Genomic DNA, 26,186 nt, shown 5'->3' with positions numbered 1-26,186 from the left:
GTGACACTATTAATTATTAGATTCATAATAGGTTATTTAGCTTTTAAGCAATTTATTGATTTTTTCGTTCTTAACAAAACTGATTTAGATACTTAAAAAAATTAGTTAAATTTATAAATAGGAACAATATAAAGCTAAAATGTCCCATCTTTTTGAACATCATAAATTTACTGTAGAAATTAAAGGCTTAAAAATTGCTGTTATTGAGCATACAGTGCAGGACCAAAAAGTTTTTCATCTTGCATTTGCAGATAATAGAAAACCTTTGGTAATTACTAAAGCAAAGACTTGGAATGGAGAAATTTGGACAAGTATACCACAAGGTAGACAGCAAGAAGCGGAAAAATTTGGTAATGAAATTAGTAAACACTTAAAAGAATAGAGCTATGTGTTATTATAATGGACAACGCGTATCACGGGAGGAATTCATAAGATTAATGGATCTTGAAAAAGCCGTTATGAACTATGACTTTCTGGATCAGGAAATACATGAAGGTTTTAATTACGGAAATATTGCGGTACTTAGACCCACAGAGGACAAGTGCAATTTTGATATCGTACAGATGGAATGGGGATTTATACCATCTTATATCAAAAATAGAGACGATGTAAAAAAAATGCGTTTTGGCTATAAGGACGGCGCAGGAAAATGGCATCAAGCTTACACCACATTAAATGCCAAAGGTGAGGAGCTTCTTTTGAAGGATGAAAATACCGGACGTGAGAAAATGTTTCGCAAGGCAGCGCTTGAAAGACGATGTCTAATTTTATCCAGCGAATTTTATGAATGGCGACATATTTACCGTCTGAACAAGAAAACAAACCAGCCCCTAAAAACAGCCGATAAATATCCATATCATATCGGATTAATAAATAAAGAATATTTTTTTATTGCTGCGATCTGGCAGAACTGGACTGATAAGGATACAGGTGAAACAGTTGACACAGTTGCGCTTGTAACCACCGAAGCGAACTCTCTGATGAAGCAGATCCACAACTCAAAAAACCGTATGCCTACAATGCTTCCTGATGAACTCGCTTGGGAATGGATGATGTCAGACCTAACTGAAGAACAGATAACTGAACTAGCAACTTATCAGATCAATTCAAACGAGATGGAAGCTTATACGATCGAGAAGGAATTTAAGACCACCGGAACGCCAACGAAAGCTTTTGTGTATGAAGGTGTGCCTGAACTAACTTACGAAGTATAATCAATAAAAAAGGAAGCAAAAATGTTCTACAAGGCTCTTTTGCTTCCTTAGTATATAAAAAAAAACAAAAGCAGGAAATCCTGCTTTTGTCATTAAATATCTAAAGTCCTAAATACATTTTGAAATCAAAATGCTTTCTTGTCTTTGGTTCTAAAAGACGATAATAACTTTGCGGTTTGCCGTCCCTTCCGACATACAGAGGAACGTAAAAGGGATTGAAAGTATTAACCTCCTCAAAACTCCAATTAGGAAAGTTAAATTTACGTTTTGTAACCTCCATCATATAAAAATTGAGCAGAAAACGACTTTCCTTGTCCCACACCGTCTTTCTGACCTTTTCATTAATTGTCGAAAAGTCAGATTCATTTGGATCATAATCCACCTGCAATTTAAATGCTTTGTTAAAACGTGCCAGAAATTCGGCAGATTTTTCATCGATATTTTCAGCAGTGATTTTTTCCAGCTCCTCCTGCAAGTCTGTTTCCAAAATTCCATAATCGTAACGTTCCGTAGAATCCAAAAACTCCAAAGCATTATCTTCCTTGTCAAACAGTAAAAAGAATTTCTTATTACCATCAGCCATAACTCTAAATTCGTTTTTGTCCTTGTGCTTGGTGCAGGACTTATGCGTATTAAGGTTTTGCTTAAAAAATTCAAAATTCTGCAATTCTTTCCTGATTGCCTCAAAATCATTCAGATTATAATTTGTTTCGACGATTTTAAAATTCTGCTGTCCCATTAAATTCATGTATATTATCGGAAATAAAATTAGTGTAATTTTTTTTATGTTCATGACTTTTAATTTGGAGTTCTATATGCAGGTACACTTGTACCACCCAATTTTACCGCTGTATTAAATAGGTTTATGATTGAGGACGTCATAAAGCGAACCTTCATCAAACTCCCTTCCATTCTATACATACTGTAAAAATGAACAAGATCGATGTTTAAATTTCTAGCATATCCCATCAATGGGCCTGTTAGATTAACCCCTGCAGGAGAAGCGATGATCATTACGCCGCCCGGAATTCCGTGCGTCAAATTATTGATTGATAATGCATTCATTTCTCGTTTTACCTGCGCAGTTGCTATTCCAATATTTCTAAAAGTATTCTTAACTTCATAAAATACGCCGTCAGGCACATAATTGGTATCGGTTGCCAATGGTGAGGTCGCATCAGGAACGGTACCGTAGTAATTTTTTCCGATCGTATTATCCTTTACATTAGGTCCAATATTAAACTGAGCCCAATCTATAAATACCTTTTCAAACATATGCCCTAAATAATTTTCGTCAGTTCCACTCAGCTGTCCTCTTCCCCTTCCTAAAATGTACTGTGCATATATTTCCTTTGTTAAAGGCATATACCCGCCAAAAACATCAACATCTGAACCGCTCTGATTGTAATCTGGGGATATGATGTACTTAAATCGATCAGCAATACCTTCAGTAGCGGTCACATTATTCCCACCAATATTAAAGGAATAGCTTAATCCCGTAAATCCTACCAACGCACTCTTAAAGATATTCTGTCCCGTCGCTAACCCATTAAAGATACTTCCAACAGCGCCTACTACGGAGTTTTGTACGAATTTGGTCCCATTGACACTGATATTCTGAATACTCTGCCCAATGGCTGCTCCGGCAAATGCACCACCCACAACAGCTGTCCAGGTCTGTTTCCAGTCCCATTTTACAGGGTTCAACTGTCCATGATTGGCCTGAACCCCGCTAATGTAACTTCCCACTACCATACCAATTAACCAACCCCATATTTCCCCGCTTGGATCATTATATAATAACGGATTATTCATTACATAACCGTATTTATTATAGTTCTGCGTGTTCGTAGGATCTTGGATATTTTCATCCGCGTTCAAAAATCTTCTTAATAGCGGATCATACAGCCTTCCGTTCATGTGGACGATACCTACCTGCATAAAATGCTCATGGCTGGTATATCCACGATCAAGAAGTAAGCTTGCCGTTTTCAGCGTTGCCTTATCCGTAATAACGGCTCCGGAACCTATCTTTAGGTGAGTAAAGTTCCCCCAGGCATCATAATGTCTTTGCTCTAACTTATTGCCGGCTTCATCTGTGATCGCCAGGATACTTCCCAGATAGTCTTTGTGCAAAAATTTAAATGATCCAGTACTCTCCCCAAAATTCTTTAAGAAAACTATGTTCGATTCGTAAGGTGTGCCAGCAATGTAAAGAATATGCTTTTCCTGGTTTGTTGTCTGGTCGAATACAATCTCAAAACTTCCGTCTTCATTGTAAAATTTAGATTCCTGAACCTGCCAAACTGGTGGCAGAGGTTGTAAGTTCTCGCCTGTTGAAAATGACTCCACGGGTGGATCTCCCGGATCTCCACCGCCGAACTGTTTTAACTTAATAATATCGACACGCTGCCTCATCGAACCTAGCCCGTACTTGAAACTGATACGGTCTTTTTCGCCATTGATCTGTACAGGATCATTATTCTCGTTGTAAAGTATCGATTGAATAAGATCACCGTTGTAATTCTGTGTTCCTGCGGCATTCAATGTCATTCCCGTCGGCTGGTAAATCTTAGACTGATTTTCATATTTCATCGTACCTACCTGGTCATTTTGAAGGATTCTACCCTTAATGTCATAGGTATTTTGAGAAAGCTGTCCTGTTCTCGGATCAGTCCAGTTGATCAGACGGTTGTTTTCATCATAATTGAATGATTCTGAAATATTGAAATCACCTAATGTCTCCCTGAGCTTCAGTTCATTTTTAACAGCATCAAACGTATATTTGATATTTAAAATACTTTGCTGTACCACTGAGGAGTGCTTGATCTCAGTTAGGAAACCTGTCGCTTCATTATAAGAATTTAGAATATTTGTACCACCTAATTTGGCTGTCAGCGCCTGCCCTTTTGAATTGCTGGTCTGCAGTTCCCACAAGATCTTCCCTGAATTTTTTTCCTTTAACTGATAAAGTTCACCGTTCCACGAGCTGTAAACATTTTCGATCTTTACATTGGTCGTAACTCCAGCAGACTGCAGTTCTTTTTCATAAGAAGATATTCTTCCTTTACTATCATAAATGATATTCTTTTCAAGGTATTTCTTCCCGTTGCTGTTCTCTGTTGAAGATAATGGTCTACCATAAGTATCGAAAGTAAAGGTGGTGCTGAAAGCCTGACCTGCAACTGTGCCGGACTTTGAGGTAAGCTGTCCCTTGGTGTTATATCCGAAAGAAATGCTTTTGTTAGTGGTCTGACCACTATCAATTGTTGAAAATTCGGTCTGGGATATTAATTGCCCAAGATTATTATAGACAAATTCCTTTGTTCCCCTAGGGCTGGTCGTCTTTTTTCCTTTTCCTAATCCATCAAATTCATATTTATACACGCCATTGGATGGATCGTTATGTTCGGACTTTCTGCCCCATACATCATATTTTGTACTGACTGTATTTTCACCATATTTCGCTTTGATCTGCTGTCCTGCAGCATTGTAACTGAACTGGATCGTTCCGCCCTTGTCTGTTGAGGAAATGATGTTTCCAAGTATATCGCTAGTTTTTGAGGTAACCTTATTATAATTATTAAGCTCAGTTGTGGTAACGGTTACTCCGGAAGTTACTGTTTCCACTTTCTTTCCTACAAATGAGCTTATGGCTCCAGAAGCGTTTAAGGTAGCTAAACCAGTTGTGGTCACTTTCACCGGATAGACAGTATCGTCATACGTAATTACGTTCCATAATGTAGGGGAACCACTGTCGAAATACTGCTCGCTTTCAGCAGTCTTTCTACCCAAAATATCATATTTCGTATCTTTTGAAATGAACTGTCCCTGCGCAAATGCCTTGCTGGATTTTTTATAGACCTGACCCCATTCATTTGTAAAAGTTTTGGTCACATTCCCATCCGCAGCCTGTTGAGTAATGGTTACATTATATTTGTTATCCTTGTCATATTGATAGGTAGTAATTCCACCTAAATTTGATGCTGAGGTTAACATTTTATCCCATGAATCATATGTATTGGTAACAACAATTCCGAAAGGGTCTGTCTGAGTCTCTAATTTCCCCCAGATATTATAAGTACTATTGGTCTCTAAGTTTAGATTATCAGTCTGCTTGGATACAAAACGTCCCGTTGCATCATATACTTTACCATTACTTTCCGTACTGGAATCAATACTGTTGCTAGTAACCTTTTGCGTTACATTACCAAAACCATCATAGGTAAATGTATCCAGCAGATAACCGGAGTTGTCCCTATTCCATTTTTTTACCGTTTTTAGATTGTTATTATCATAGGTGTACTCTTCCTTGTTCGACTGTACATCACTATAAGCCTGTACAGTTTCATTTTTTGATAACGGACGTCCGACATAATAATTTGCTCCAGTTCCAGCTGGATTATTAGCATAGAGGTAATTGGTAGTCTTAACTGCATACGAAGTATTAAGTTTCGATAGGGTCTGGGAAGGAAGATAAAAATCGCCATAAGTCACGGTACTTTCGGAAACCGCACCCGTCAGGAAATCCTTTGCTCTGGTTATTTTCGGAAAAATTGCCGTTACTACTTTAGCCTTATTGCCATCGTTGACAGTTGTCACTATTTGTCCGTCAACAAGTTTGTCCGTCTGATAGACCGTAGATTTAAAACTTAAAAGCTGATTATTGTTTTCAGAAATATCCGCTGGAAATATTTTAGTTTCATCGTTGGTTCTGATCGACCATTCCTTAATGGTTGCACCCTGGTTAAGTGGGTCGGTTTCCACCCCGGACCATACGTGCGTACTAAGTAAAGTGTTTGCAGGATAAATAGTTGTATTCCATGCTGAACTTGCTATTTGTCGAAAACCTATCGTCTTTCTATTGTGCAGGTTCATAATAAGGCCACGATAGCGGAACAATTTAAATCTGCCACTGTTAGGCTGATTACCCCATTCAGAAATCCTTGAAACCAGTTGTGAATTTACATTCGCCAGCTCCATCAATGGATATTGTTCATTTTTAACACCTGTATAACACGCTGCACATCCACTTATCCCTGTATCGTAGCTGATTAAGGTTCCCCTTCCTGCCTGATTTATTCTTTCCACCATTGCCCTCTGCAGGTTGGAAAAATGATAATAATTGTTTATGCCCCCCACATTTGAATTACTGGGTCTGAACAGATATAACTCATTCTGTCTTAGTCCCAAAAGTTCCCTGTAAATAAGAGGTGCATTATAATTATTCGTTACCGGGGTATCGGAACCAAATTGTATCTTACCATTCGCGTAACCTTGGCTCGGACGAACCTTGATAGTAAAAGATGAACTTGCTGATGTCGGTGAGGCGATATTATAGCTTGTACTAAAATCTATGATATCCGACTTTCCATCGGCATTGATGTCCAAAACCTTTGCAGTTGAATAATAACCATTTTGAGATGATGTATAACTGTCAGTAGCATTAAAATCATTGAAATATGGCGTTTTCTCAAAGCTTTTACCGTTGTTCAGATTCACAAAGTAATGGTTGTTAACATTCGTTCTGCTAAATAGATCTGAAATTCCATCGCCATTGAAATCTGCTACCTGTACACTCGCCGATAAGCCCAAATAGTCCGCATTGTAGACTTCAACCAAACTGTAATTCCCCTGGGCATCTTTTTTGACATTATATGCCTGTAATAAATTAGCAGGTACGAATTCACCATTTACCGTAGAACCCCAATTCGGACTGGATTGCGCTATATCATCAAGACCGTCACCATTGAAGTCTCCCATGACAATGTCCTCACTTTTGGTTAGGTAAAATTCAACATATGGAAATGTGCTGTCCTGTTGTTTGGCAACGAAATATTTTGTTTCATCTATGCTGGAACTCTCGCAATTGATCGGCCGTCCGTTTGGATCTAAACTAGGATCAACGGTACCACCTCCGCCACCACCGGGACACCATGTATTGGTGATGCGGATCGATTTTTCAATCAGTACCTCAGAAATGCCATCGCCATCAATGTCATATTGAAGCAGTTTTCTGATAGACGATGTTTTATCATAGTAAGTTAAAGGATTTGTTGTCGATGTGTGCTCTGTTTCGCTCCACTGGCTTCCCGGAATGACTTTAGTCTCAACAAGGGTCAACGCATTGGGATAGAGAAAACCTGAACCCGTATAGGAAATAGGTTTTGTAAGGTCAATAAGATAATATTTCAGCGTTACATCCTTTGTTGTGGAATTCAGTGTATATGAAACAAAACCCTGCCGGCTGCTCGTATAATTATTGCTGTCTTTAATAGTTATCGGAATCGCGCCGTTGTATACATTTTCTGTTCCTAAATAATAAAGTGGCGAAGTATTACCACCTGTACTTAAATAATATCCCGTGGGATTACCTCCCCAAGCATTATTATATACAATAAAATCAGTGCTGTGTATCCCCCTAAAATCACCACTAAGGGCCATTTCGCGAAACGGTGTCCATGTACCATCAGAAACAGAACCTGTCGCACCACTTTGATTTTCATTACGGTGAAATTCGATCGGATTTGCTGGTTGATTGTCAGCACTGAACTCCTGTATCTTATCGACAAACTGATATTTTGAAACATCTAATTTGTAAGTGATTTCATATTTGCGGTACTGTGAGTTATTAGTCTTTGATACAATGCTGTTCAGAAGCTTGTCCTGTATTAAAGCGATTCCATTGACGTACGATTGTTCGATTAATTGCCTTGTATATGTCCCATTATAATTGAACTGAACCTCGTTATAATGAGCTTTTCCCAGACTTTCATTACCGCCCCATTTTATACTCGAGATCAATGAAACATTCGTTCCGCTGCCCTGCAGATAGTCATACGAGATATAATTTCCCTGTGGGTCCTTCCACTTAACAATATTATATTCCAGAGGAGTTCTGGCATTACTACTTCCCGAAGCTGTTGCTCCGTACCATGCCAGTGAACCATCTGCTAAAGTAACCTCCCAATATTCCGGCCCACTCCAGATTTGACCTGTGATCGAACCTACAGACTTAATTTTTGTGTTCGAGAATTTTTCCGTTACGTACTCCGCTCCATCTTTACCATACTCGCCTGATTTCAAAATTAAACGTTGACCGTTAAAACTGTAGTAATCGGAATAATCAAGCTGTACGCCCCTAAATTCACCGTCTTTTTCTATATTTTTACCAACCCTGGAGATTGATGTAATACCCGAAATATTCCATCCGTACCCCGCAGTACCGTTCCCAGCGCCACTCAGATAAACAAGACCTACCTGCGGAGATACATTTTTAACGCCGGGCGGTAAATCGATTGCCATATTAAATTGAAGCTGTCCTCCTTCATTTACATCTATATTCCCCTGCGTATCATGAAAATACTGCGAAGGGCTTACAAATTGCCCGAAGGTCATCAGCGAAATGAAAATCTGTAGAAAGGACAGTAAGAATGTCTTTTTGTTAATAAATTTCATATCCATTTTATTTATCTTTTTGTGATGTTCTTACTCAGTGTTCTTCCGTCTTTCAGTACAAATCTTACGACATAGACACCCCAATCATACCCCGTCATATTGATCTTGAGCTGCTTATTCAAACTCGGCAAATTCTGTTGCTGAAATTTCCAGTGCACAGTACTATGCTGGTAGAGTGAAACTGATTCAATCAGTCCATCAACCTTGTCCGTCCAGTCAATGGTCAAATAATCATTTACAGGAACCGGATACAAACGGATCTCTTTGAAGAACTCAGCTTCTGTCATAACCTGGGTCTGCCCCACGGAGGCTACCTTATTCTCCTTTTTGTCGGAGCTTTCAGCAGCCTGCTTTCCATTGATGTCCGGTCCCCTATACCGCTGGTTCCCGGCTTCATCATACTTAAAATAAACTTCGGATGTTTGAGAAAATCCGAATACCCCTATCGATAAGGATAATAGGGAGATAAATTTTCTTTTCATAAAATCATAATATTATTTTGTTAATAAATTAGGTTTCTATTGTAAGTGGGGAGTAACCCTATCATAGGGTCATATATTTACCATTCAAGCGCACAATTGATGCTTCGAAATTACCTGCAGCTTCCTTGCATTTTTTTTAAAACACCTTGATGGATTTTTTTAGCTGTATTAAAGCGAGCTTAGTTAGCTTTAAATTTTCCCGTAGGGGTAGCTAATCGAAATGTCTAAAAGTAGGAGGATTACAATTTAGGGGATAAATTGCATAATTAAAGTTTTGCATTTTGGTTAGGTTATTTTGTTTCAGGCAGTTAAGATAAAAAATATTGAAATTCAGTGATTAAGTGATTCCACTATTTATTTATCGGGTTTTTACGGATTGTACAGTATTAGAAAATTGCATATCAAACTGGTTATAATTCACTTCTAATATGTAAAAATTTCCAACTTTACTTAATATTTCCGTGCATAGGATAACACTATTCAACACTGTAATTACTTTTGAACTGCCTTGAGAAATTTAGTCAGATAACCTATAATGTGGGTGCCTTTTAAGAATTTGGTTCTAGGCTGAAACCCTACAAATATTTACAGCTTAAAGAAGCGCATAACCTTCTCTAACAGAGATGCCTTTTGTTTAATTAAAATTTGAACATGACTAGCCTGCTTATGGAGTTTTAAATAATTTTCAAAACTAAAACCGATATCCGCCTTATAAAATTCTTCAGTGCAATTCATATAAAAATCATTTTCCAACTCATCAATAGCTTTTTGTTCATTATCAATTATATCTGACCACTTATAAATTTTTTCCAGAAGGTTTCTCTTTAGTAAATTTTCCAGCGGATCACCCAGATCCTGGTCCTCCAAAACTGTCACGCAGGAATCAATGATTGCAGTGTTCAGCGTTAATTCAAACTCCTTGTTTTGTTCGAACTCATTAAAGTAAAATGCAAAATGCCCTTCACCTATATACAGTCTTTCTTTTGGATGCATTTTCAAATATTTATGTAATAATCCAGCTTCAACGTCGCTGATGCTTACATCAATACTGATACTATAAAATATTTCCATGATAAGTTTTTTAGCACAATTTACATCACTTTAAATAAAAATGATATCTCTTTATGAGCCGTATTTGCTTTCACTGTCGAGAACATTACAGAAAACAGTAAATCTTTCCTATTTTAAAATATAAAATTTATAACTGGACTGGCCACTCCTAGCCCCATTAATTGAACATATCAGTCCCCCTCACTGTTGCATTTCCCTTCTGTTGAGAAATCATCAATTTATAAAATTTATAAAAAAATATCCTAAGCCTGCATTACTAAAACTGAAAAAATATTGCTATATTAACAACTAAATTAAGCCAGTATTAACAAATGAAGATTTCGTACAAGGAGGTCGGTTCCGAATTTATTACCGCAAACGATGAATTATTTAATCTACTCATAGTTACTGCAACAGAAACTGAGAAAAAAGAACTTCATCAATATTTAAAGCCCTTACCAGAAGAGGATAAAATTATAAAAGTATCAAAAGATAAACAGACTTATTTTTTAGGGACCTTCGGAGCCTATCCTGCAGTTCATGTCGCATGCGATGACATGGGAGCCGTAAGCAGAAATGGATCTATTACAACAACAATGCACGCAATTTCTTTATGGAAACCCAAAGCTGTACTCATGGTAGGTATAGCATTTGGTATTGATAAAAAGAAGCAAAAAATAGGCGATGTTTTAGTAGCAGAAAGGATCGTTGCTTACGAATCTCAAAGGGTTGGCATAAAAGTGATACCCCGTGGAAAAGAAGGCCCTGCAAGTTCAGTACTCGTTAACAGGTTTAAGTCAGTGACCGATTGGGAGTATAAGATCGGCACACGTACACCGCAAATAATTTCCGGCTTGATATTATCCGGAGAAAAACTTATTGACGACCAGGAATTTAGGGATGAACTTTTAAAAGCTGAACCAACTGCAATCGGCGGGGAAATGGAAGGCGCCGGCATTTATGCAGCCTGCGACGGCCAGGTCCATCATTGGATTTTAGTAAAAGCAATCTGCGATTACGCTGACGGTAACAAAAGTAAAAAGAAGGCCCATAACCAAAAAGTAGCTATTTCTTCAGCAGTTAATCTCTGTGAACATGTTTTTAGCTCTCCATATGGTTTTGATGATATTTTGACCACAACGGCCCCTAAGAAAATAGTTGATAAATTATCAACCTCAAAAAAAAAAGTTCATGAAGCACTAAAAATTCAGACGAACCGTCAGATTAAAAAGCAGATAAATTCAGGTAAGTACATTCCCGACACCTTTATAGAGATGGGCCGGCAGAAGGATCTACTTCGAAATATGGCTCATCCTGTTTTATTTGCCGAGAAGTGTCTTAAAGAAGTAGAGGTTCTGGACTTTTCTGCTTTGGAGAAAAGACTGAAAAAACTGGCCCTTCCACCTTTTAGTTTTAATCCCTCGTTATTTAAATTCGAGCCTAAGCAAGTGAACATTACCAATATCAGTGAACAGGCGCAAAACTGGTTACAAAATCTCCGAGATACTGATAACAGAATCAAACAAATAAATCTTGGAAATGAATGTAGTTTGTTTTCTTACAAATTGAGAGATAATCTATCTGATCTGGAAAGTCTAAAATCCAAGGTTGCATTGATCAAAGAAATGCCAGGTCAGGGGAAAACAAATTTTGTATGTGACTTCTCACAAAATTTTCTGCTCAAATTAGATATCCCGTGCGTCTTTCTGCTGGGAACAGAAATTGATGCAAACGATATCAGAAGCTCAATTCTTAAAAGAGTATTTCCTGATGGTGAGGAAGTAACCTTTGTGGAGTTTATGGCTGAACTAAAAGATTACGCACTAAAAACCGGTAAATGTTTTGTAATTATTATTGACGGACTGAACGAAAACGGTAATCCAGCTGAACTGAGTAAGTCCCTTAATGAATTTATATCAGAAATTCTTGATTACGACTTTGTGCGTATGATCCTGACCTGTAGAACAGAATACTACAAAGCTAATTTTGCAAAACTTGAAAACTCGAGCTTCAAAGAGGAAATTTTACAAATTGATTCGCTTAACAATTATAGGTACCACCACGAAGACAAAGTAAACCGAAAGCTTTTTGACAGATATCTTGAGCACTTTAAAATCAAGTATAAGTCCTTTAGCCATAAAGCCTATGGCCAGCTGGTCGATAATTTTTTATTGTTGCGGATTTTTTGTGATGCCTACCAAGGTAAGGACGTTCATAAGGTTGAAAATATTTACAAAGAGGAACTGTTTACACAATACTTTGAGGTAAAAACCAAGGAAATAAATGATCGTCTTAAATCGAATGACGATTTTGGTATAAGTGGAGAAATCGATATCAAGAAGTTTATCTTGGCAATCGTTGAATACATGATAAAACATAACGAATACGCCAATATACCCCTTGATGATATTATTCACGGCAAAAACAAGGAACTGTACATTAGATTTCTTGATGAAAATATATTGGTTCGTCGTGACCTACAAAATAATGATGATATTTTTGACACATCGGAAACTGTCAACTTTACATTCGATGAATTTCGTGATTTTCTATTGTCTAAATATCTGATCTCCAAAACTTATAAAAATTCACCCGCAGAATTTGAAAATTTTCTAAATGACCAGTTTATTGAAGGATCTCCTATTCGCGAAGGCTGCGGAATATTTTTATTCCATGCATCCCGAAAATCGGGCGACGGTGATTTAATTAAACTAATCGAAAAACAGGACTGGTATGAATATATATTCGAGCGATCAATTTTTAATCTAAAAGACGAATATATAGAAGAAAAAGACAGGGAAAGATTGTTTAGTAATTTATTAATACATGCCTATAATTCCGCTCGGATCTTATACGCCCTATTGTCACGAACTGACTTACAGCGCCATAAAAACCTAAATATCCAACATTTATTTGAGCATTTAAGGTCATTAACCAGTACAAATTATGATAAAGCCTTTATCAGGGCTTTCTCATTAAGTGATTGGTCCGGCGGCTTAATAAGACAAAATGATATTTTAGATCGATTAAAGAAAAGGCTAGCATCAAAGAAGTTTGAGGATGTACACCACCATCCCTTTGAATTACTCATTTATATGTTTACAAATCCCAACAACTGGGAAATAAAATCAATTTATGAAAGATATAGATACAAATATCCCGACAAAGCAAAAGAGCAGCTTTCGAAAGCTCTGAAAGCGAAAAATGAAAATCTAGTTAAAGAAATTAAATCCTTTTGTAAGCAATATGGTATTATTTTATGAATCTTATAAGATCATGGTGCTGATGCATCCTGACTTAACCGAAAAGAATTTCCTAAAAAAAACAGGTGCAAAAGATGGGTATGCAAAAAAAATGTTCACGGAAATGTATCAGAGCATAATTTCTGAACGAATAGACGTGATTGCTGAATACAAAAAATTTTATTCCGTTGAATATGGGACCCTTGAGGAATATCTGTACAAAAAATACAATCTTGAAGTTGAATCGATTGAAGAATTAATGGAAGCCCTTGAGGAAAATAAAGAGTGTCGACTTTATCGAAAGGACCAAAATTCATATGGAAATTGGGAAATATCAACATTTATGAATTCTGAAACAATGTTCGACCGAATTACTGAAATACTTTTAACCAAATAATTATGAAAGTTAGATATGATTTTGTGACCAATAGTTCTTCTACCTCTTTTATTATAATCAGTGATGGAGAATTTAAGCTTAATACATTCATTAAGGCTGTCGGCATTGATACCAGCAGCCAGTTTATTGATATTTACAAACAGCTATTTGAATGTTTTAAAGACAGCATGACACCAGCCCGCGAGCTTCACCGAAGAGAGGGATTCAGTCTCAGTTTTGAAGATTTTATTAAAAATCGGCTATGGTACGGTGAGGAATTGCTCCCAAAAATATTGGAAAGCGAGAAAAAAGGTAAACTAATTTATATCGGCAAGCTCAGTAGCGATCATGACGATGTAGAGACATTTTTCTGCACAGACGAGTTTATAATAGAAAATCCTAAATTGTATATAGATGCTAGAGAAAATGGATGGTAATAACCGAAGTATTGTGCACAAACATTATCCAGAACAAAATTACCGGATAATGTTCAATAAAAAAACAGGCTACTTTATTCGCGCGGAAGAAAAAGGATATCCCGAACCGCTGTGGGCAATGCATGGTCCGGAGCTTTTGGATATCAGTATTACAAACTGGTGTGACAAGGGATGTAGCTTCTGCTACAGAAAATCTACGGTGAAGGGATCACACATGTCACTACATGACTATGAACATATTATGAAGGAAGCGCAAGCTGCTGATGTACTCCAAGTTGCCTTGGGTGGGGGGAATCCCAATCAACATCCTGATTTCATAAAAATACTTCAAAAGACTGTAGAATATGGTATTGTACCATGCTATACTACCAACGGTCGTGGACTGACGGATGAAATACTGCACGCAACCAAGGAGTATTGTGGCTCAGTCGCGATAAGTGCTTATGAACCATATACCGAATTCAGGACTCACCTTGAGCTTCTCTTTCAGTATGGAATTAAGGCAAATGTACATTTCGTTACTGACAGTCAAACTATAGATACAGCTATAGAATGGCTGGAAAATCCACCATACTTTTTGGATGGTATAAATTCAATTATATTCTTAAACTATAAACCGATCGGAAGAAATCCCAACCTCTCATTACTATTAAAAGATCCAGAAAAAATTAGCAGGTTCTATGCTTTGGTAAATGAAAAAAAGCAGGCATTTAAAATTGGATTTGACAGTTGCAGCATTTCTGGCGTTGTTAAGCATGTACATGTTAATACTAGCTTTTACGAAGGATGTGATGCCGGAAGGTTTTCAGCTTTCATCGATGAGAATTTACGTATGATGCCATGCTCATTTATGACTAATAATGATTGGTTTGGAGATTTAAAAACGCATTCTTTAGTGGATATCTGGCAAAATAATCAATTCTTCAAAAAATATAGAGGTAACATTCTTAATAACGGCTGTAACGGTTGCTCCCATCAAAGTACTTGCATGGGCGGCTGTCCTTTTATCGAAGAGCTTTCACAATGTGGCTGGAAAGATGAACGACTAAATTTAAAATATAACTTTTAAACCTTCAGCTAACGTCTAATGAAATTTCGAAGATCTGGAAGCAAATATGGTCCGCGAAATTTAAATGTAGGGGTACGATTGCAGATCTATAGCTTGTAAAATAAAATTTGGGTGTCCAACATAACTTGGTCACCCATTTTATTTTGACCACTATATCTTTTTATAACAAAAGTATTTCAGAAACCTTCTCATCAACTATTTTCCTACCAAGATTATATTTTCAACTAGTTTTTCTTACTGTCTCAAAATGGGTGTGCTTCTCCAAGTATGTGATATAATGGCGAGCAAATTTGAAAAAATCAAATAAAGGACGTCCAGATTTTTCACTATGCTTCAAAAAAATGCGTAGCATACTGAAATTATCAGCACATATTTAAAACAAACTGTAAATCGAAACAACTACAATTGGGCGTGCCCTTCACTCATTTTCATAAATGACCGGAGGACCGCGCTTTTCACTATATCTTTTGCCCAAGCAAAAGGATGCCATTTCAATCACTCACGCAAGATTATGTTTCTTTTATATCCCTATTTTTTTAACAGTTATATTTTTTCCCCTTCAAAAGCAAAGCACATTTACTCCATCGCTTCACCACTCCGTAAAAGAGCTTTCTGCTCCCCATACATAGCAAATCGCAAGCTGTCCACAGCATACCTCCACAATCATCTCGCAATTCCCTATGAAATAACAATGCCTTTAACCCCATAAATCTATTAAAGAGATAAGATTGGGGGAATCAGTTTTATCAAAAGAACAGTCGAAAAAGACATTCAAAAGTACATCGGGCAGCCAACCCTCAGCCCGCAAAAGACTACGGCATAAACACATGCCGTCGCACTCACCCATCCTTTATTCCGTTTCCTTTTGCCTTACCGCAATTCCCCTATGTACGGATTGACTTTCTTTTTTTTCCTGTTTTTTCTTTTGAAAAAATGATTTGGGGCCGAGCCTCAGCAGGACTGGAAAGGGAGCAAACGTAACAAGATTGTACAACAACTTAAAAACAAAAGTTATGAACATTTCAGGAAGGCTGACACAAGATGCAACCGTCAGCAAAACAACATCAGGTAAGGAAGTGGTAAACTTCAGGGTGGCGGTAAATGACGGCTACAAAAACAAACAGGGGGAATGGGTGGACAACACCGCATTTATTGAATGTGCCTACTGGCGAAGCGCAAAGCCAGTCTCATGGCTCAAACAGGGGCTATATGTAGAACTAACAGGACAAATCAGCGCAAGGGCGTGGAATGGAAAGGACGGCAACCCAAAAGCGGGGCTGAACTTCACAACCTCCAATATCAAACCCGCTTGGGGAACAGCATCGGAAAAAGATTCTCTGCAGGCTAGTAAAAAACAGGAACCTGCCAACACTGCAAAAGAGGACGAAAATGATGACCTACCATTTTAGGCAGGACATCACAAGATCCAAATCATTTAACCCTTTAATAATTAGAAATCATGGGACACAATTTAAATTTCAACAACAGAACAGGACGCTACTCATTTTTTAGTGTAAAAGAAAAGGCATGGCACGGACTAGGACAGATTGTTCAAGACTACCCCACCAGTGCCGAAGCAATCAGACACGCAGGTCTTGACTACGAAGTAGAAAAAAGCCCTTTGTTCACCAAAGGATCAGGAATTGTACAGATTTCGGACGGTATCGTTATTCAGGACACTGAAATCGAAGTACCTAACTATTTCGCCAATATCCGCACAGATAACAATACCGTTCTCGGCGTTGTGGGTAGAGATTACCACATTGTGCAAAATAAAGACGCCTTTAAGTTTTTTGATTCTATCGTAGGTGGTGGAAGTGGTATTCTGTACGAGACTGCAGGAGCACTCGGGCAGGGCGAACGCATATTCATTACCGCCAAACTTCCAAATTATATCCGTATAGGAGGTTCGGATGATGTGATTGAAAAATACATCTTCCTGACCACAAGCCATGACGGAAGCGGAAGCATTACAGCAGCCTTTACACCGATCAGAATCGTATGCCAAAACACCCTGAACGCATCACTGCGCAATATGAGCAACGTTGTAAGAATCAAACATACCGCAGGCGCAAAACAACGTCTGAGTGATGCCCACAAAGTAATGGGACTGGCAAACACCATGACCACGCAGATGGATGGAATTTTTAACCATTGGGCAACCATCAAAATCAAGGACAGCGAAGTTAAAAAGTTGATACAGCTTGCCTTATGCCCAAATACGGAAGCCTATAACCTGCTAAAAAAAGGGGCTGAGGACGAACTATCGACCATGTTCAAAAATACGGTTGACGATGCCTTCGCATACGCCATGATGAACGATACACAGCAACTGGAAACAACCAAAGGCACGCTGTTCGGGGCTTACAATGCCGTAACTGGCTACTTTCAAAATGTACGGAACTACAAGGACAATGAATCGAAGTTACAGAGCATCGTTCTCGGAGGTACTGCGCAACTGAAATCACAGAAAGCATTCGACCTATGCACATCTTTCGAGAAAATCGGAACAGACATTTTCCAACTGAATTAAGCACAGCCCAAAAGGTGGCAGGCTTGTATAGAACTGCCACCTTTTTAAAATGAAAATATCATGAAATCATTACAAGAAATGAACAATAACGAAAGGGCATTTGCCGTTGCAAGGCTCTTTCCGGATCAGCTCGGAACGTTGACCAACTTTATTAAAACCGAAATTGCGCATTTACGTGAGAAAGAGCAGGATATTAGAAAAGCATGGCCACCAAACTGCATTGTAACAGCCGATTATTGGTATAGCCTTGTGCAGAATGCTGAACAGACAATAGAAAAATTCGGTGTACTGCTATACCGCAATCCGAGGATTTTTGCCGACCATTTTTTCTATCAGGATAACAGCGTTTTCGGTATTCACTGTATGATAAGATTTGCAGGTTCCCAAGTGACACCCACCATGCTGAGACTGGCAATAGAACTCTATTTCGGTGACGATAAGGTAGTAACTATTGATTTTAGAAAGAACGAAACCTCAAATTAAAAAGATATGAAAACCTTACATCACATGAACAACCTTGACAGAGCCTATCTGCTCGCAAGACTGTTTCCCGAAGAACTCAAACCACTGACCGAATTTATCAAGAAGGAAGCGGAACTGTGGCACAACCATAGAACCGAGATTGAAGAAAATTGGACTGAAAAAGATATTGATGTCAGTATATGGTTTGACTACATAGCCAATTTTGAGCACAGATGCCTTAAAAACGGCACAAGGCTGTACAGAAATAAAAAGACGTTCAGAGATCAATTGTTTGACGGTTACGATGCGCTTTTCTCCATGCATGCTACCATACATTATACCGAGCAGAAGGAATGTAGCCGAGACTTTAAATACGCCATTTATATGCTGTTCGGTGATAGAAAAATTGTAGACATAAACTTAAATCCTTAGTCATGAAAAAATCAGATAAAATGACTGATGTCATGCTGATCAAGGCATTTAGCGAAGTAGGTCGAAACAACTATGAAGTAGCCATTATCCCCCTTTGGGGGGACTGGCTAAAAAAGTCTCTTGAAACAACAGATCTGCTCGAAATCCTAAATGTAGAATCCTATTCGGGATATATCGCACGGAAAGAACATGGTATTTCCTTTCTGCTGTGCAGGACAGCAAAAGTACCATTCTACGAGCAGTGGCTCGGTGAAAAAGAACTGGCTTTTTTAGATGCCAAAGCGGAGGAAATCGAGCAGTTATGCAGGCACTTTGACTGCATAAAAAGCGATTCGCTGATAGTTCATCCCTCTGGAATGGCAAATTACGAAGCTTTTGAAAATGTCAAATTCAGAACAGTCGATTTTGACATCACATTGATACAGGAAATTTTAACCGCTAAAAATTAAAAAAAATGACACGTTCAAACTTACATATCACATTATCAAACGGACAGCAGATTATCTGTGTTGCCGATACTACGAGCGCACCCGAACAGGGCTATATCGTGGAGGAAGTATTCACCCCTCTGTTAAACTTCAATAACCACATCAAAGAAATGGATTTTCTCAAAAAGCACTGTACAATGGATGAAAGAAGGGTAAACGCCATGTATAGATATTACATAAATCTTATAACAAAAGAGATCAGGATGTACGAGGAAAATTACAACTATCGTGCTGACCGATTTTATAAGGGTGCAGATCTAACCGAGCGTTATACAAGCTACGTAGAAACCCTAAATAACCAAGATAGTGAAGAACCAAATTGAAACAGAATTAAAATTAAGTAACAAACTCATAAATATTTAAAAAATGGAAATACTGGCAAAATATAAGTTCGCAGACTGGCTCTATAACAGGTTTGTAGAGAATTACAAAAATCAGAATGTAGTGGAAGCGTTCATTTTCTTGGATATTCTTTCACGATACCAAATGTTCGCAATGGAAGTCCGTAAACTTTCCGATCAGCGAAGACACATCAAGGAACTATACAGGGACATTAACAAGGCTCTGAAAAATGGAACCGCACATAAACTTTTTCTCACAGGGGAGGAAGGTACAGCGGAATTTAAAAGGGAAATGAAAGCCTACGAAGACTACCTACGGGAACAGGGCTTTTCAGAATCATATATCACTGAGTGCGTAAGCGACAAAGCAATGAACTACTATGGAAACAGCTAATTTTTTCAGACAGATTGCACAGATGGACATCAACAGCAAATTGACGCTATCTATTACAAAAGCAACAGAAAACAGGATACTCGTATCTATTTTGATCGAGAATGATGGTTGCGCAGATAAGGCAAAAAATGTCATTCCTCCTTTTAATCTAAAAGGAAGTCCCGAAGAACTGGATTTTGGATTCTTTGAACATATCAAAAAACCCGTTCAGATGGCAGACGGACTGATTTCTAATATGCAAAATTTTCTAAAGGGACTGGAAACCGCTCAGGCTAACTCTGCGATGGAAAAACAGAAATCAGATAAGGAAAAAGCTAAGGGCAGAAAGTATAGCGAAGCACTACTGAAAGCTGATGCCCTTGCCAAAGTAGGAAAGTACAAGGATGCATGGACGGCACTGCCGAAAGTCGGTGATTATCCCGAGCATAAGGAAGACATCAGAAAGAAACAGGATGAGTACGAAAAGCAATTTGTTCCCGATCTCTGGTCAGCTTCCGAGCAGAAAGCAGAGCAGGAACAAGAGCAGGAAAAGGTCGATCAAGAAGAATATAACCCTTAAAATGCAATATTATGTTAGTAGCAACAACACTTCAGCGAGTTTTTATCCTCAAAGAAAAAGAACATGAAATCAGGCTCGATGATCCCGAGCCAAAGTGGAATCTTCAGGCGGTACTGAATTTTTATTCAAATAACTACCCTGCCCTGACAACGGCAAAAATTTCACGTCCTACAATTGTGGACGACATTGTGGAATACCGCTTTGAGACAGTTATCGGAACTAAAGGTTAATTAAAATTCAAAACCCATGAACCATGCAAAAGAAATATCCACAAACGGTAAAACTGCCAACAGCAGTAAGCCAGTCACAACTTCACCGCCAGTTGTGCGGGTTCGGGAACTGGATGAAACGCCCGAAGGATGCAGGAGAAATTCGCAAGGACAAACGGCAGTCCGCTCCGCACACGATGTTACCAATGCCTTTTTAGGAATGCAGTTCCATGCAAGATTGCAGGAACCTGAAATTGGCGAAAATTACGACAGTTCTAAATTGGAGAGGGAGTTTTTTAAATCCCTCTCCAATATCTCAAAAAAACTGAATGTAACTAAACTGGAATGTGCAGGTCTGCCCTATCCGTACAACATTTCGGAATCACTGGAACACCTGAAAACACAGCTTAAACTTAGCACCGAGGACTGGCGGGAAATTAGATTGGTCAATGATGGAAAGTGTACATTTTTTGCCAAAGAGGACAGATACAACACAGGATGTACACTATATTATATCCCTGTAATTCCACTTTACACAATCCTGCACAATAGAAAAACCGTAAAAGCAAGTAAACTTTTGGTCTGTGTTTACGCATATATCTATCAGGTACTCGCTGTTCCCTATTACAGAAATGACGATTGCTACCTGAACTCCATGTACGATATGCTCGAAAACTCTTATTTGGACGATGAGGAGGAAGATTCAAATTCAGATGAATATTTAACTGAGTTCAAGGATGCAGAATTGATAGGAAATCATATAAAAGAACTAATCACAGAACCTACGAATCTACAGTCTTTTAAAAAGCTCTTACACAGATTTAAACCAAAAAATGAATTTGAAAGAGATGTTCATTCAATAGCCAGTTCATTTTATGAACTCTTTACCACCTATCCAAATGTCCGCATTGATCGGAAATATTTTCCATTACGGTACAGGGAAATGACCGAAGAATCCGAACGCCCTGTCACCCTTGACAACTACGTTTCATTCTGCGCTTCCATCGAAGGAAGCCTTTTTCACACGCTTTGCGATTTTGTAAATGGCGACCTGCAGGAATTTTCGGAGATAGACGAACCGACAAGGTTTATTCCCTTTGATAACAGAAAAATAGAAAATAATGATTTCGATTTTGAAACAAAGGTATTTGACAATATTGACAGGCTCATTCAGCTATGGCAGGAACATAACTTTTAAAAAATAGAACTCATGGAAGATATAACCAACAGCTTCGCAAATTATTTTGACCCTACCTGCGCATTGGTGTTTTATCAGTGTAAGACAGGCTTTAATGAAACGTATGTCGAATATTTTGACATGGAAAATGGTATACCCATCAATCCACATCCCCTATCTGTGAACGAGGGCAAAAGACTTGCGACAGCTTTACAGGTGGATGAAGAAAATCTTAACCTTTTAAAATCGAGTGGCATCCTTAACAACAACCTGCTATCATTCGATGCTAAATCCGCTACTATTGTCTGGTACACAAAAGCACAGTTTCGGGATCTGCACTTTAGTAGCCATCTTGGGATAAAGTCGGGAAAAGCACATACCCCTCCAATGGTATGGGTTGCAGACAGGGAAACGCTGAAAGTTTTTGCACTTTCAACATCGAGAAAGCCCACAATCAATACACCGCTTTACAACGCACCATATTTTAACGTCTATGCGGATGGCTCCGTATGTATGGGGACTGTGGATATTTCAACTGCTGAAACTGGTTCCATTGACCAGCTGATGAAATTATGGGAAAACTACTTTTTCAATAGCTACTTTTCACACCTTATGTCTGACCATAATCCTGTTAAGGGAAACTGTGTGATGCTGTGGGAAAACCTTATCGATAACGGTAAACTATTCCCTACTGAAATGCTTGTAAAAACATCACAAAAACTTAAAGACATTTTATTATGAGAACGCCAAAGAAAAATATCCATTTCTTGGACAATTATCTGTTAAGTCCAACAAATCCCATTCGTGTAAATGTAATTGGTGCGGGCGGAACGGGCTCTAAATTTATGACCGCACTTATGGAAATCAATCATAGTTTAATGGAACTTGACCACCCAGGATTGGACGTACACCTGTGGGACGATGATATTATTACAGCTTCCAATATCGGACGGCAACGGTTTGCTGAATCGGAACGGAATCTTTATAAATCGCAAGCCATCATCAATAGGCTTAACAGGTGGGCTGGTACAAACTGGAAAGCGGAAACAAGAAAATTCGAGCGTAATGCCGATGGACAAATACCCGACTACGCAAGCGCATCAATTTACGTAACCTGTACAGATACGGTTGCATCAAGAATTGAAATAAACAAGATATTGCAGAAGTTAACCAAAGATTATAGTTACCACAGGGACAAAGCAAAGTATTGGCTAGACCTCGGCAATACCAAATTTTCAGGACAGGGCATACTTTCAACTATCGGAAACATAGATCAGCCGACCTCAAAAAAGTTCAAAACATTTGAAAACCTACCATCTATTATTGAGGAATATGGTACAGCTATGCAAATCTCGGAACAGCAAGATGATACCCCGAGCTGTTCACTGGCGGAATCACTTGAAAAACAGGATCTTTTCATCAATAGTACCATTGCGCACTTGGGGGCATCGCTTTTATGGAACCTGCTAAAGGACGGTATGACAGAAAACCGTGGTTTTTTCCTCAATCTGAAAAATTTTAAATCACAACCCATTACCGTCGGCAGTTGAAAAAACTGCCGGCGGCCAAAAGCCTTCGGCTTTTGGCGCGAAAATCGGCTGCAACGGCTGTAACCTTCTACGCTATCCCCGCTTCGACAGCCGTTGCGGGTTATTTGTGGGATACATAGTATCCCAGTTAGCTTCGCAGATATGTTTTTTATCGTTTTATATTCTTTATAAGATAAATAATTCAGACATCGAATTTTATAATAAAATAGAGAAATTATGTCATATCATTTTTCGTGAAATCAATCCCCGTCTAATAAAGAAAAGTTCCTTCCTGGTCTTTTCCGGTCACGCTCAAATTCCTCCCACTCTTCAAGTGTATATTTTTTCCCTTCGAAGATCTTGTGTACATTTCCTTCATAGCTATCAAAATCTGTATGTACCTCATAAGTAATTTCCTCCAAAAGATCCTGTTCGCCTTTAACAGTTAAACTGAAAGTTATCTGTTTCACTACGTCAGCAACAGTATCTTTAATAACAATTATTTTGGAATCAATGGAAAAGTCTCTGGATACATGGTAATCCTTTACTTTACTCCTAAACCCCTGATCAAGAAGTAGGTTATCAAGAAACTGTTCGTTTAACGTTACCCAGCCTTCGAGCAATATTTCCCTTTCATGTGCTTTTTTGCAGACAAATACAGTATCCAAGGGTATATCCAGTGGCATTGACAAATATTGCAGTCCCCTGTAATTTTCGCCCTCAGTATAAGTGCCATTGGAATCTATAAAGAAAGGTAAATAGACACCATTTGAAAAGGTATCATGTTCCATCCCTAATGGTGAATTGAAATATAATTTTTCAATGACCATCAATAGAACTCTGTTTGATGGATTACGATGTTTATCCCTAAAACGGTTCCACTTGGGTTTAAAATTCTTTTTATTGATAATTGCAGCAATCCCTAAATCGCGGGAATACTTCCATTCGACAGGACTGAACAATAAAGGATCGTTCGTGTTGCTGCTTTTATAGCTAAGATTGGTAAAGGTAAAATTCGATTCTGCTTTATCACCATCCACTTTTTCTAATGTGAATGTACCAGAGGATTCTATATTGAATAACGATTTACCTTTATAAGAACTTTTTTTGTGAAATGAAAATCTATATTCCACTGCGTTCAATAGATCGGACATGATTTAACGGCGGATGATGGCCATCCTATAATTTACTGTTTATACGGCATAATTTTCGGGGTTTGCACTTTCCAAATACCCCTGCTGTGCATCTTTCTTCATCGAATCAATCATACTTTCAGGAAGCATATAGTGGTTTAGCATCTTTTCTTCCATCTCCTTCATCTTTTCTTCATCGTTTAAGGCATTGTACAGTTTAAACAGGATCTCATCTTCGGTAAGGAACTGATAAGGATCATTTACATAGTTAGCTCTGAAAGCAACAAATTCTTTGATTTTATTAGCTGCCTTTTCATATTGACCAATTCGTATAAGGGACGAATAGAGCCTATTATACGCAAACGATAGCCATTGGGCAAAAATTTGACGTTGCTCATCGGCTGAATACTCATTCCTACCTATATCAAAATTGGCAAGCAGATATTCAGCTTCCTTAATTGCATCTTCATATTTTTCCAGGTTGTAATATAATAATACAAGCCTAAGATGCCCCATTTTAAAGGGAATGCCCGTTGAAATAGATTCCTTATAGTATTTTTCGGCCAGTTCATCATCACCCTTCTTCTCTGCAATAAGACCTTTGAGCTCAAATATCTCCGGATAACTAGGATCTATTTCCAGTGCTTTTGCGCAATATTCCTCCGCCACTTCCACGGAATCGGCATCAAGATAAGAACTTGCTAAAAGTGCTAAGTACTTCTTTTCTTTCGGGAACTCATTATTTAAAATATGTAAGTTGGCGATTGCTTTTTCTGTTTCACCAAACATTTTTTGATTGCTAATTTTCTGCAATAACTTCTCTATTTCTTGCTCATTCATTATTCAAATTTTATAATTGTGTGAAAAACTAACCCCTAAAAGTGTTACCAGGAGGTAGCTTACCATGCGTCGCCGTATATGCATCGATCAAAGAAACTTCCTCAGCGTTGGCTGTAGCATAGTTCACATTCTGTAAATACCACTCATAAGGTAATAATTTTCCTGAAGATAGATTATTTAAAATATATTCATCTTTATCACCATGATATAATTGGAAAATTACTAAATATCTTGCATAAACCGACTTAAAAGAAGTTAATCCATATTTCCAGATTGCTCCACTCATCATAAATTGATTTACGAACCCAGCTCCAAACGTGTAATTACGCATTAGTCCGGGTGTTCCCACATGAAGGTCATAAACATTATAAATATCTTTCTCACGCCTTCTTGTTCGAGGCTTTACCTGTGGAACTGTAATCGGCGGTGCTATCGGAACTGTAACGGGTTTATCCAGGGGTATGTCTATTGGAGGAGGTACTGGTTTTGGCAGATCCTCATCTATTGCTGGAGGCGGAGCAGGTATAGCTGGACTGGAAACAAATTCCCAGATCACCTTTGCTGTTTCCGCTACTGCATTGCCTACAGCAGAGAAAAAATCACATATATCGTCCCAGAAATACCAGATTGCAGCAATCGCAACAACTGCTAGAATTATCCATCCGATAGGATTCCACGACATCGAAGTCCCTGCGGTGGTTGCGCTTGCAAAAAAACCACTTGCTCCACCTGCTATTGCTAACTCCATAATTTAATTTTTT

25 protein-coding genes are annotated in these 26,186 nt (G+C 38.2%); 18 read left to right on the top strand and 7 right to left on the bottom strand.

Going from position 1 to position 26,186, the window contains the following annotated elements:
* The first annotated feature begins 139 nt into the window (after window positions 1-139).
* Window positions 140-382 carry a hypothetical protein gene (locus EL165_RS22700; RefSeq protein ID WP_002981334.1) on the top strand — a complete coding sequence of 81 codons (243 nt, stop codon included), beginning with the start codon at window positions 140-142 and terminating at the stop codon, window positions 380-382.
* 4 nt (window positions 383-386) lie between these two features.
* Entirely contained in the window at window positions 387-1,214 is an 828-nt protein-coding gene (locus EL165_RS22695) for an SOS response-associated peptidase (RefSeq protein WP_081457776.1), read from the top strand.
* Window positions 1,215-1,314: 100 nt separating this feature from the next.
* On the opposite strand, the gene EL165_RS22690 is transcribed toward EL165_RS22695, so the two are convergent.
* The 4 genes from EL165_RS22690 to EL165_RS22675 form a co-directional block, all read right to left on the bottom strand.
* On the bottom strand, window positions 1,315-2,007 hold the full coding sequence (locus tag EL165_RS22690; RefSeq protein WP_002981338.1) for a hypothetical protein: 693 nt from the start codon (window positions 2,005-2,007) through the stop codon (window positions 1,315-1,317).
* 5 nt (window positions 2,008-2,012) lie between these two features.
* Window positions 2,013-8,672 (bottom strand): FG-GAP-like repeat-containing protein, encoded by a 6,660-nt coding sequence (locus tag EL165_RS22685; protein WP_126358703.1) that lies wholly within the window; start codon window positions 8,670-8,672, stop codon window positions 2,013-2,015.
* An 11-nt stretch (window positions 8,673-8,683) separates the two neighbouring features.
* Window positions 8,684-9,154, bottom strand: coding sequence for a T9SS type A sorting domain-containing protein (locus EL165_RS22680; protein ID WP_002981342.1), 471 nt, complete (start codon window positions 9,152-9,154; stop codon window positions 8,684-8,686).
* A gap of 585 nt (window positions 9,155-9,739) precedes the next feature.
* A complete protein-coding gene (locus EL165_RS22675) occupies window positions 9,740-10,225 on the bottom strand; it encodes a hypothetical protein (protein WP_002981343.1) in 486 nt (161 codons plus the stop codon).
* A 311-nt stretch (window positions 10,226-10,536) separates the two neighbouring features.
* On the opposite strand from EL165_RS22675, the gene EL165_RS22670 reads away from it, so the two are divergent.
* From EL165_RS22670 to EL165_RS22595, 16 genes are all read left to right on the top strand, one after another.
* Window positions 10,537-13,467, top strand: a complete 2,931-nt coding sequence (locus EL165_RS22670) for a phosphorylase family protein (RefSeq protein ID WP_002981345.1) — start codon at window positions 10,537-10,539, stop codon at window positions 13,465-13,467.
* A 22-nt stretch (window positions 13,468-13,489) separates the two neighbouring features.
* Complete coding sequence (locus EL165_RS22665; RefSeq protein ID WP_126358702.1) at window positions 13,490-13,843, top strand: hypothetical protein; 354 nt, start codon at window positions 13,490-13,492, stop codon at window positions 13,841-13,843.
* A 2-nt stretch (window positions 13,844-13,845) separates the two neighbouring features.
* Window positions 13,846-14,259 (top strand): hypothetical protein, encoded by a 414-nt coding sequence (locus tag EL165_RS22660; RefSeq protein ID WP_002981350.1) that lies wholly within the window; start codon window positions 13,846-13,848, stop codon window positions 14,257-14,259.
* Window positions 14,237-15,328: a radical SAM protein gene (locus EL165_RS22655; protein ID WP_002981353.1), complete on the top strand. Its 1,092-nt coding sequence runs from the start codon at window positions 14,237-14,239 to the stop codon at window positions 15,326-15,328. The genes EL165_RS22660 and EL165_RS22655 overlap by 23 nt, the downstream gene beginning before the upstream one ends.
* 986 nt (window positions 15,329-16,314) lie before the next feature.
* Window positions 16,315-16,737 (top strand): single-stranded DNA-binding protein, encoded by a 423-nt coding sequence (locus EL165_RS22650; RefSeq protein ID WP_232527557.1) that lies wholly within the window; start codon window positions 16,315-16,317, stop codon window positions 16,735-16,737.
* Window positions 16,738-16,787: 50 nt separating this feature from the next.
* Window positions 16,788-17,861 (top strand): DUF932 domain-containing protein, encoded by a 1,074-nt coding sequence (locus EL165_RS22645; protein ID WP_002981359.1) that lies wholly within the window; start codon window positions 16,788-16,790, stop codon window positions 17,859-17,861.
* A gap of 60 nt (window positions 17,862-17,921) precedes the next feature.
* Window positions 17,922-18,344 (top strand): hypothetical protein, encoded by a 423-nt coding sequence (locus EL165_RS22640; RefSeq protein WP_002981361.1) that lies wholly within the window; start codon window positions 17,922-17,924, stop codon window positions 18,342-18,344.
* A 6-nt stretch (window positions 18,345-18,350) separates the two neighbouring features.
* Window positions 18,351-18,755: a hypothetical protein gene (locus EL165_RS22635; RefSeq protein WP_002981363.1), complete on the top strand. Its 405-nt coding sequence runs from the start codon at window positions 18,351-18,353 to the stop codon at window positions 18,753-18,755.
* A 2-nt stretch (window positions 18,756-18,757) separates the two neighbouring features.
* Window positions 18,758-19,204 carry a hypothetical protein gene (locus EL165_RS22630; RefSeq protein ID WP_002981366.1) on the top strand — a complete coding sequence of 149 codons (447 nt, stop codon included), beginning with the start codon at window positions 18,758-18,760 and terminating at the stop codon, window positions 19,202-19,204.
* Window positions 19,205-19,209: 5 nt separating this feature from the next.
* Window positions 19,210-19,566, top strand: a complete 357-nt coding sequence (locus tag EL165_RS22625) for a hypothetical protein (protein ID WP_002981368.1) — start codon at window positions 19,210-19,212, stop codon at window positions 19,564-19,566.
* Between the two features lie 43 nt (window positions 19,567-19,609).
* The gene (locus tag EL165_RS22620; RefSeq protein ID WP_002981370.1) at window positions 19,610-19,978 is read left to right on the top strand and encodes a hypothetical protein; all 369 of its coding nucleotides are present in this window, start codon (window positions 19,610-19,612) and stop codon (window positions 19,976-19,978) included.
* Window positions 19,965-20,537 (top strand): PRTRC system protein E, encoded by a 573-nt coding sequence (locus EL165_RS22615; protein ID WP_002981371.1) that lies wholly within the window; start codon window positions 19,965-19,967, stop codon window positions 20,535-20,537. Before EL165_RS22620 ends, EL165_RS22615 begins: the two co-directional genes overlap by 14 nt.
* A gap of 11 nt (window positions 20,538-20,548) precedes the next feature.
* Window positions 20,549-20,767 (top strand): PRTRC system protein C, encoded by a 219-nt coding sequence (locus EL165_RS22610; protein WP_002981373.1) that lies wholly within the window; start codon window positions 20,549-20,551, stop codon window positions 20,765-20,767.
* Between the two features lie 16 nt (window positions 20,768-20,783).
* A complete protein-coding gene (locus EL165_RS22605; RefSeq protein ID WP_002981375.1) occupies window positions 20,784-21,944 on the top strand; it encodes a hypothetical protein in 1,161 nt (386 codons plus the stop codon).
* A 12-nt stretch (window positions 21,945-21,956) separates the two neighbouring features.
* Window positions 21,957-22,664, top strand: a complete 708-nt coding sequence (locus EL165_RS22600; protein WP_002981377.1) for a PRTRC system protein B — start codon at window positions 21,957-21,959, stop codon at window positions 22,662-22,664.
* A complete protein-coding gene (locus tag EL165_RS22595) occupies window positions 22,661-23,473 on the top strand; it encodes a PRTRC system ThiF family protein (RefSeq protein ID WP_002981379.1) in 813 nt (270 codons plus the stop codon). The genes EL165_RS22600 and EL165_RS22595 overlap by 4 nt, the downstream gene beginning before the upstream one ends.
* 239 nt (window positions 23,474-23,712) lie before the next feature.
* On the opposite strand, the gene EL165_RS22590 is transcribed toward EL165_RS22595, so the two are convergent.
* From EL165_RS22590 to EL165_RS22580, 3 genes are read right to left on the bottom strand one after another with little or no spacing between them, the layout of a single operon-like run.
* Window positions 23,713-24,606, bottom strand: a complete 894-nt coding sequence (locus tag EL165_RS22590; RefSeq protein WP_002981382.1) for a hypothetical protein — start codon at window positions 24,604-24,606, stop codon at window positions 23,713-23,715.
* Window positions 24,607-24,645: 39 nt separating this feature from the next.
* Window positions 24,646-25,425, bottom strand: a complete 780-nt coding sequence (locus tag EL165_RS22585; protein ID WP_002981384.1) for a tetratricopeptide repeat protein — start codon at window positions 25,423-25,425, stop codon at window positions 24,646-24,648.
* 28 nt (window positions 25,426-25,453) lie between these two features.
* Window positions 25,454-26,173, bottom strand: a complete 720-nt coding sequence (locus EL165_RS22580) for a hypothetical protein (protein ID WP_002981386.1) — start codon at window positions 26,171-26,173, stop codon at window positions 25,454-25,456.
* Window positions 26,174-26,186 lie beyond the last annotated feature (13 nt).

It is taken from the genome of Chryseobacterium gleum, from assembly GCF_900636535.1.
GTDB lineage: Bacteria > Bacteroidota > Bacteroidia > Flavobacteriales > Weeksellaceae > Chryseobacterium > Chryseobacterium gleum.
This window is presented reverse-complemented; position numbering and strand designations above follow the sequence as displayed.

Excerpts from the sequence above, each read along its gene's own strand:
- EL165_RS22700 (WP_002981334.1), top strand. The coding sequence starts at position 140 with ATGTCCCATCTTTTTGAACATCATAAATTTACTGTAGAAATTAAAGGC.
- EL165_RS22695 (WP_081457776.1), top strand. The coding sequence starts at position 387 with ATGTGTTATTATAATGGACAACGCGTATCACGGGAGGAATTCATAAGA.
- EL165_RS22690 (WP_002981338.1), bottom strand. The coding sequence starts at position 2,007 with ATGAACATAAAAAAAATTACACTAATTTTATTTCCGATAATATACATG.
- EL165_RS22685 (WP_126358703.1), bottom strand. The coding sequence starts at position 8,672 with ATGAAATTTATTAACAAAAAGACATTCTTACTGTCCTTTCTACAGATT.
- EL165_RS22680 (WP_002981342.1), bottom strand. The coding sequence starts at position 9,154 with ATGAAAAGAAAATTTATCTCCCTATTATCCTTATCGATAGGGGTATTC.
- EL165_RS22675 (WP_002981343.1), bottom strand. The coding sequence starts at position 10,225 with ATGGAAATATTTTATAGTATCAGTATTGATGTAAGCATCAGCGACGTT.
- EL165_RS22670 (WP_002981345.1), top strand. The coding sequence starts at position 10,537 with ATGAAGATTTCGTACAAGGAGGTCGGTTCCGAATTTATTACCGCAAAC.
- EL165_RS22665 (WP_126358702.1), top strand. The coding sequence starts at position 13,490 with ATGCATCCTGACTTAACCGAAAAGAATTTCCTAAAAAAAACAGGTGCA.
- EL165_RS22660 (WP_002981350.1), top strand. The coding sequence starts at position 13,846 with ATGAAAGTTAGATATGATTTTGTGACCAATAGTTCTTCTACCTCTTTT.
- EL165_RS22655 (WP_002981353.1), top strand. The coding sequence starts at position 14,237 with ATGCTAGAGAAAATGGATGGTAATAACCGAAGTATTGTGCACAAACAT.
- EL165_RS22645 (WP_002981359.1), top strand. The coding sequence starts at position 16,788 with ATGGGACACAATTTAAATTTCAACAACAGAACAGGACGCTACTCATTT.
- EL165_RS22640 (WP_002981361.1), top strand. The coding sequence starts at position 17,922 with ATGAAATCATTACAAGAAATGAACAATAACGAAAGGGCATTTGCCGTT.
- EL165_RS22635 (WP_002981363.1), top strand. The coding sequence starts at position 18,351 with ATGAAAACCTTACATCACATGAACAACCTTGACAGAGCCTATCTGCTC.
- EL165_RS22630 (WP_002981366.1), top strand. The coding sequence starts at position 18,758 with ATGAAAAAATCAGATAAAATGACTGATGTCATGCTGATCAAGGCATTT.
- EL165_RS22625 (WP_002981368.1), top strand. The coding sequence starts at position 19,210 with ATGACACGTTCAAACTTACATATCACATTATCAAACGGACAGCAGATT.
- EL165_RS22620 (WP_002981370.1), top strand. The coding sequence starts at position 19,610 with ATGGAAATACTGGCAAAATATAAGTTCGCAGACTGGCTCTATAACAGG.
- EL165_RS22615 (WP_002981371.1), top strand. The coding sequence starts at position 19,965 with ATGGAAACAGCTAATTTTTTCAGACAGATTGCACAGATGGACATCAAC.
- EL165_RS22610 (WP_002981373.1), top strand. The coding sequence starts at position 20,549 with ATGTTAGTAGCAACAACACTTCAGCGAGTTTTTATCCTCAAAGAAAAA.
- EL165_RS22605 (WP_002981375.1), top strand. The coding sequence starts at position 20,784 with ATGAACCATGCAAAAGAAATATCCACAAACGGTAAAACTGCCAACAGC.
- EL165_RS22600 (WP_002981377.1), top strand. The coding sequence starts at position 21,957 with ATGGAAGATATAACCAACAGCTTCGCAAATTATTTTGACCCTACCTGC.
- EL165_RS22595 (WP_002981379.1), top strand. The coding sequence starts at position 22,661 with ATGAGAACGCCAAAGAAAAATATCCATTTCTTGGACAATTATCTGTTA.
- EL165_RS22590 (WP_002981382.1), bottom strand. The coding sequence starts at position 24,606 with ATGTCCGATCTATTGAACGCAGTGGAATATAGATTTTCATTTCACAAA.
- EL165_RS22585 (WP_002981384.1), bottom strand. The coding sequence starts at position 25,425 with ATGAATGAGCAAGAAATAGAGAAGTTATTGCAGAAAATTAGCAATCAA.
- EL165_RS22580 (WP_002981386.1), bottom strand. The coding sequence starts at position 26,173 with ATGGAGTTAGCAATAGCAGGTGGAGCAAGTGGTTTTTTTGCAAGCGCA.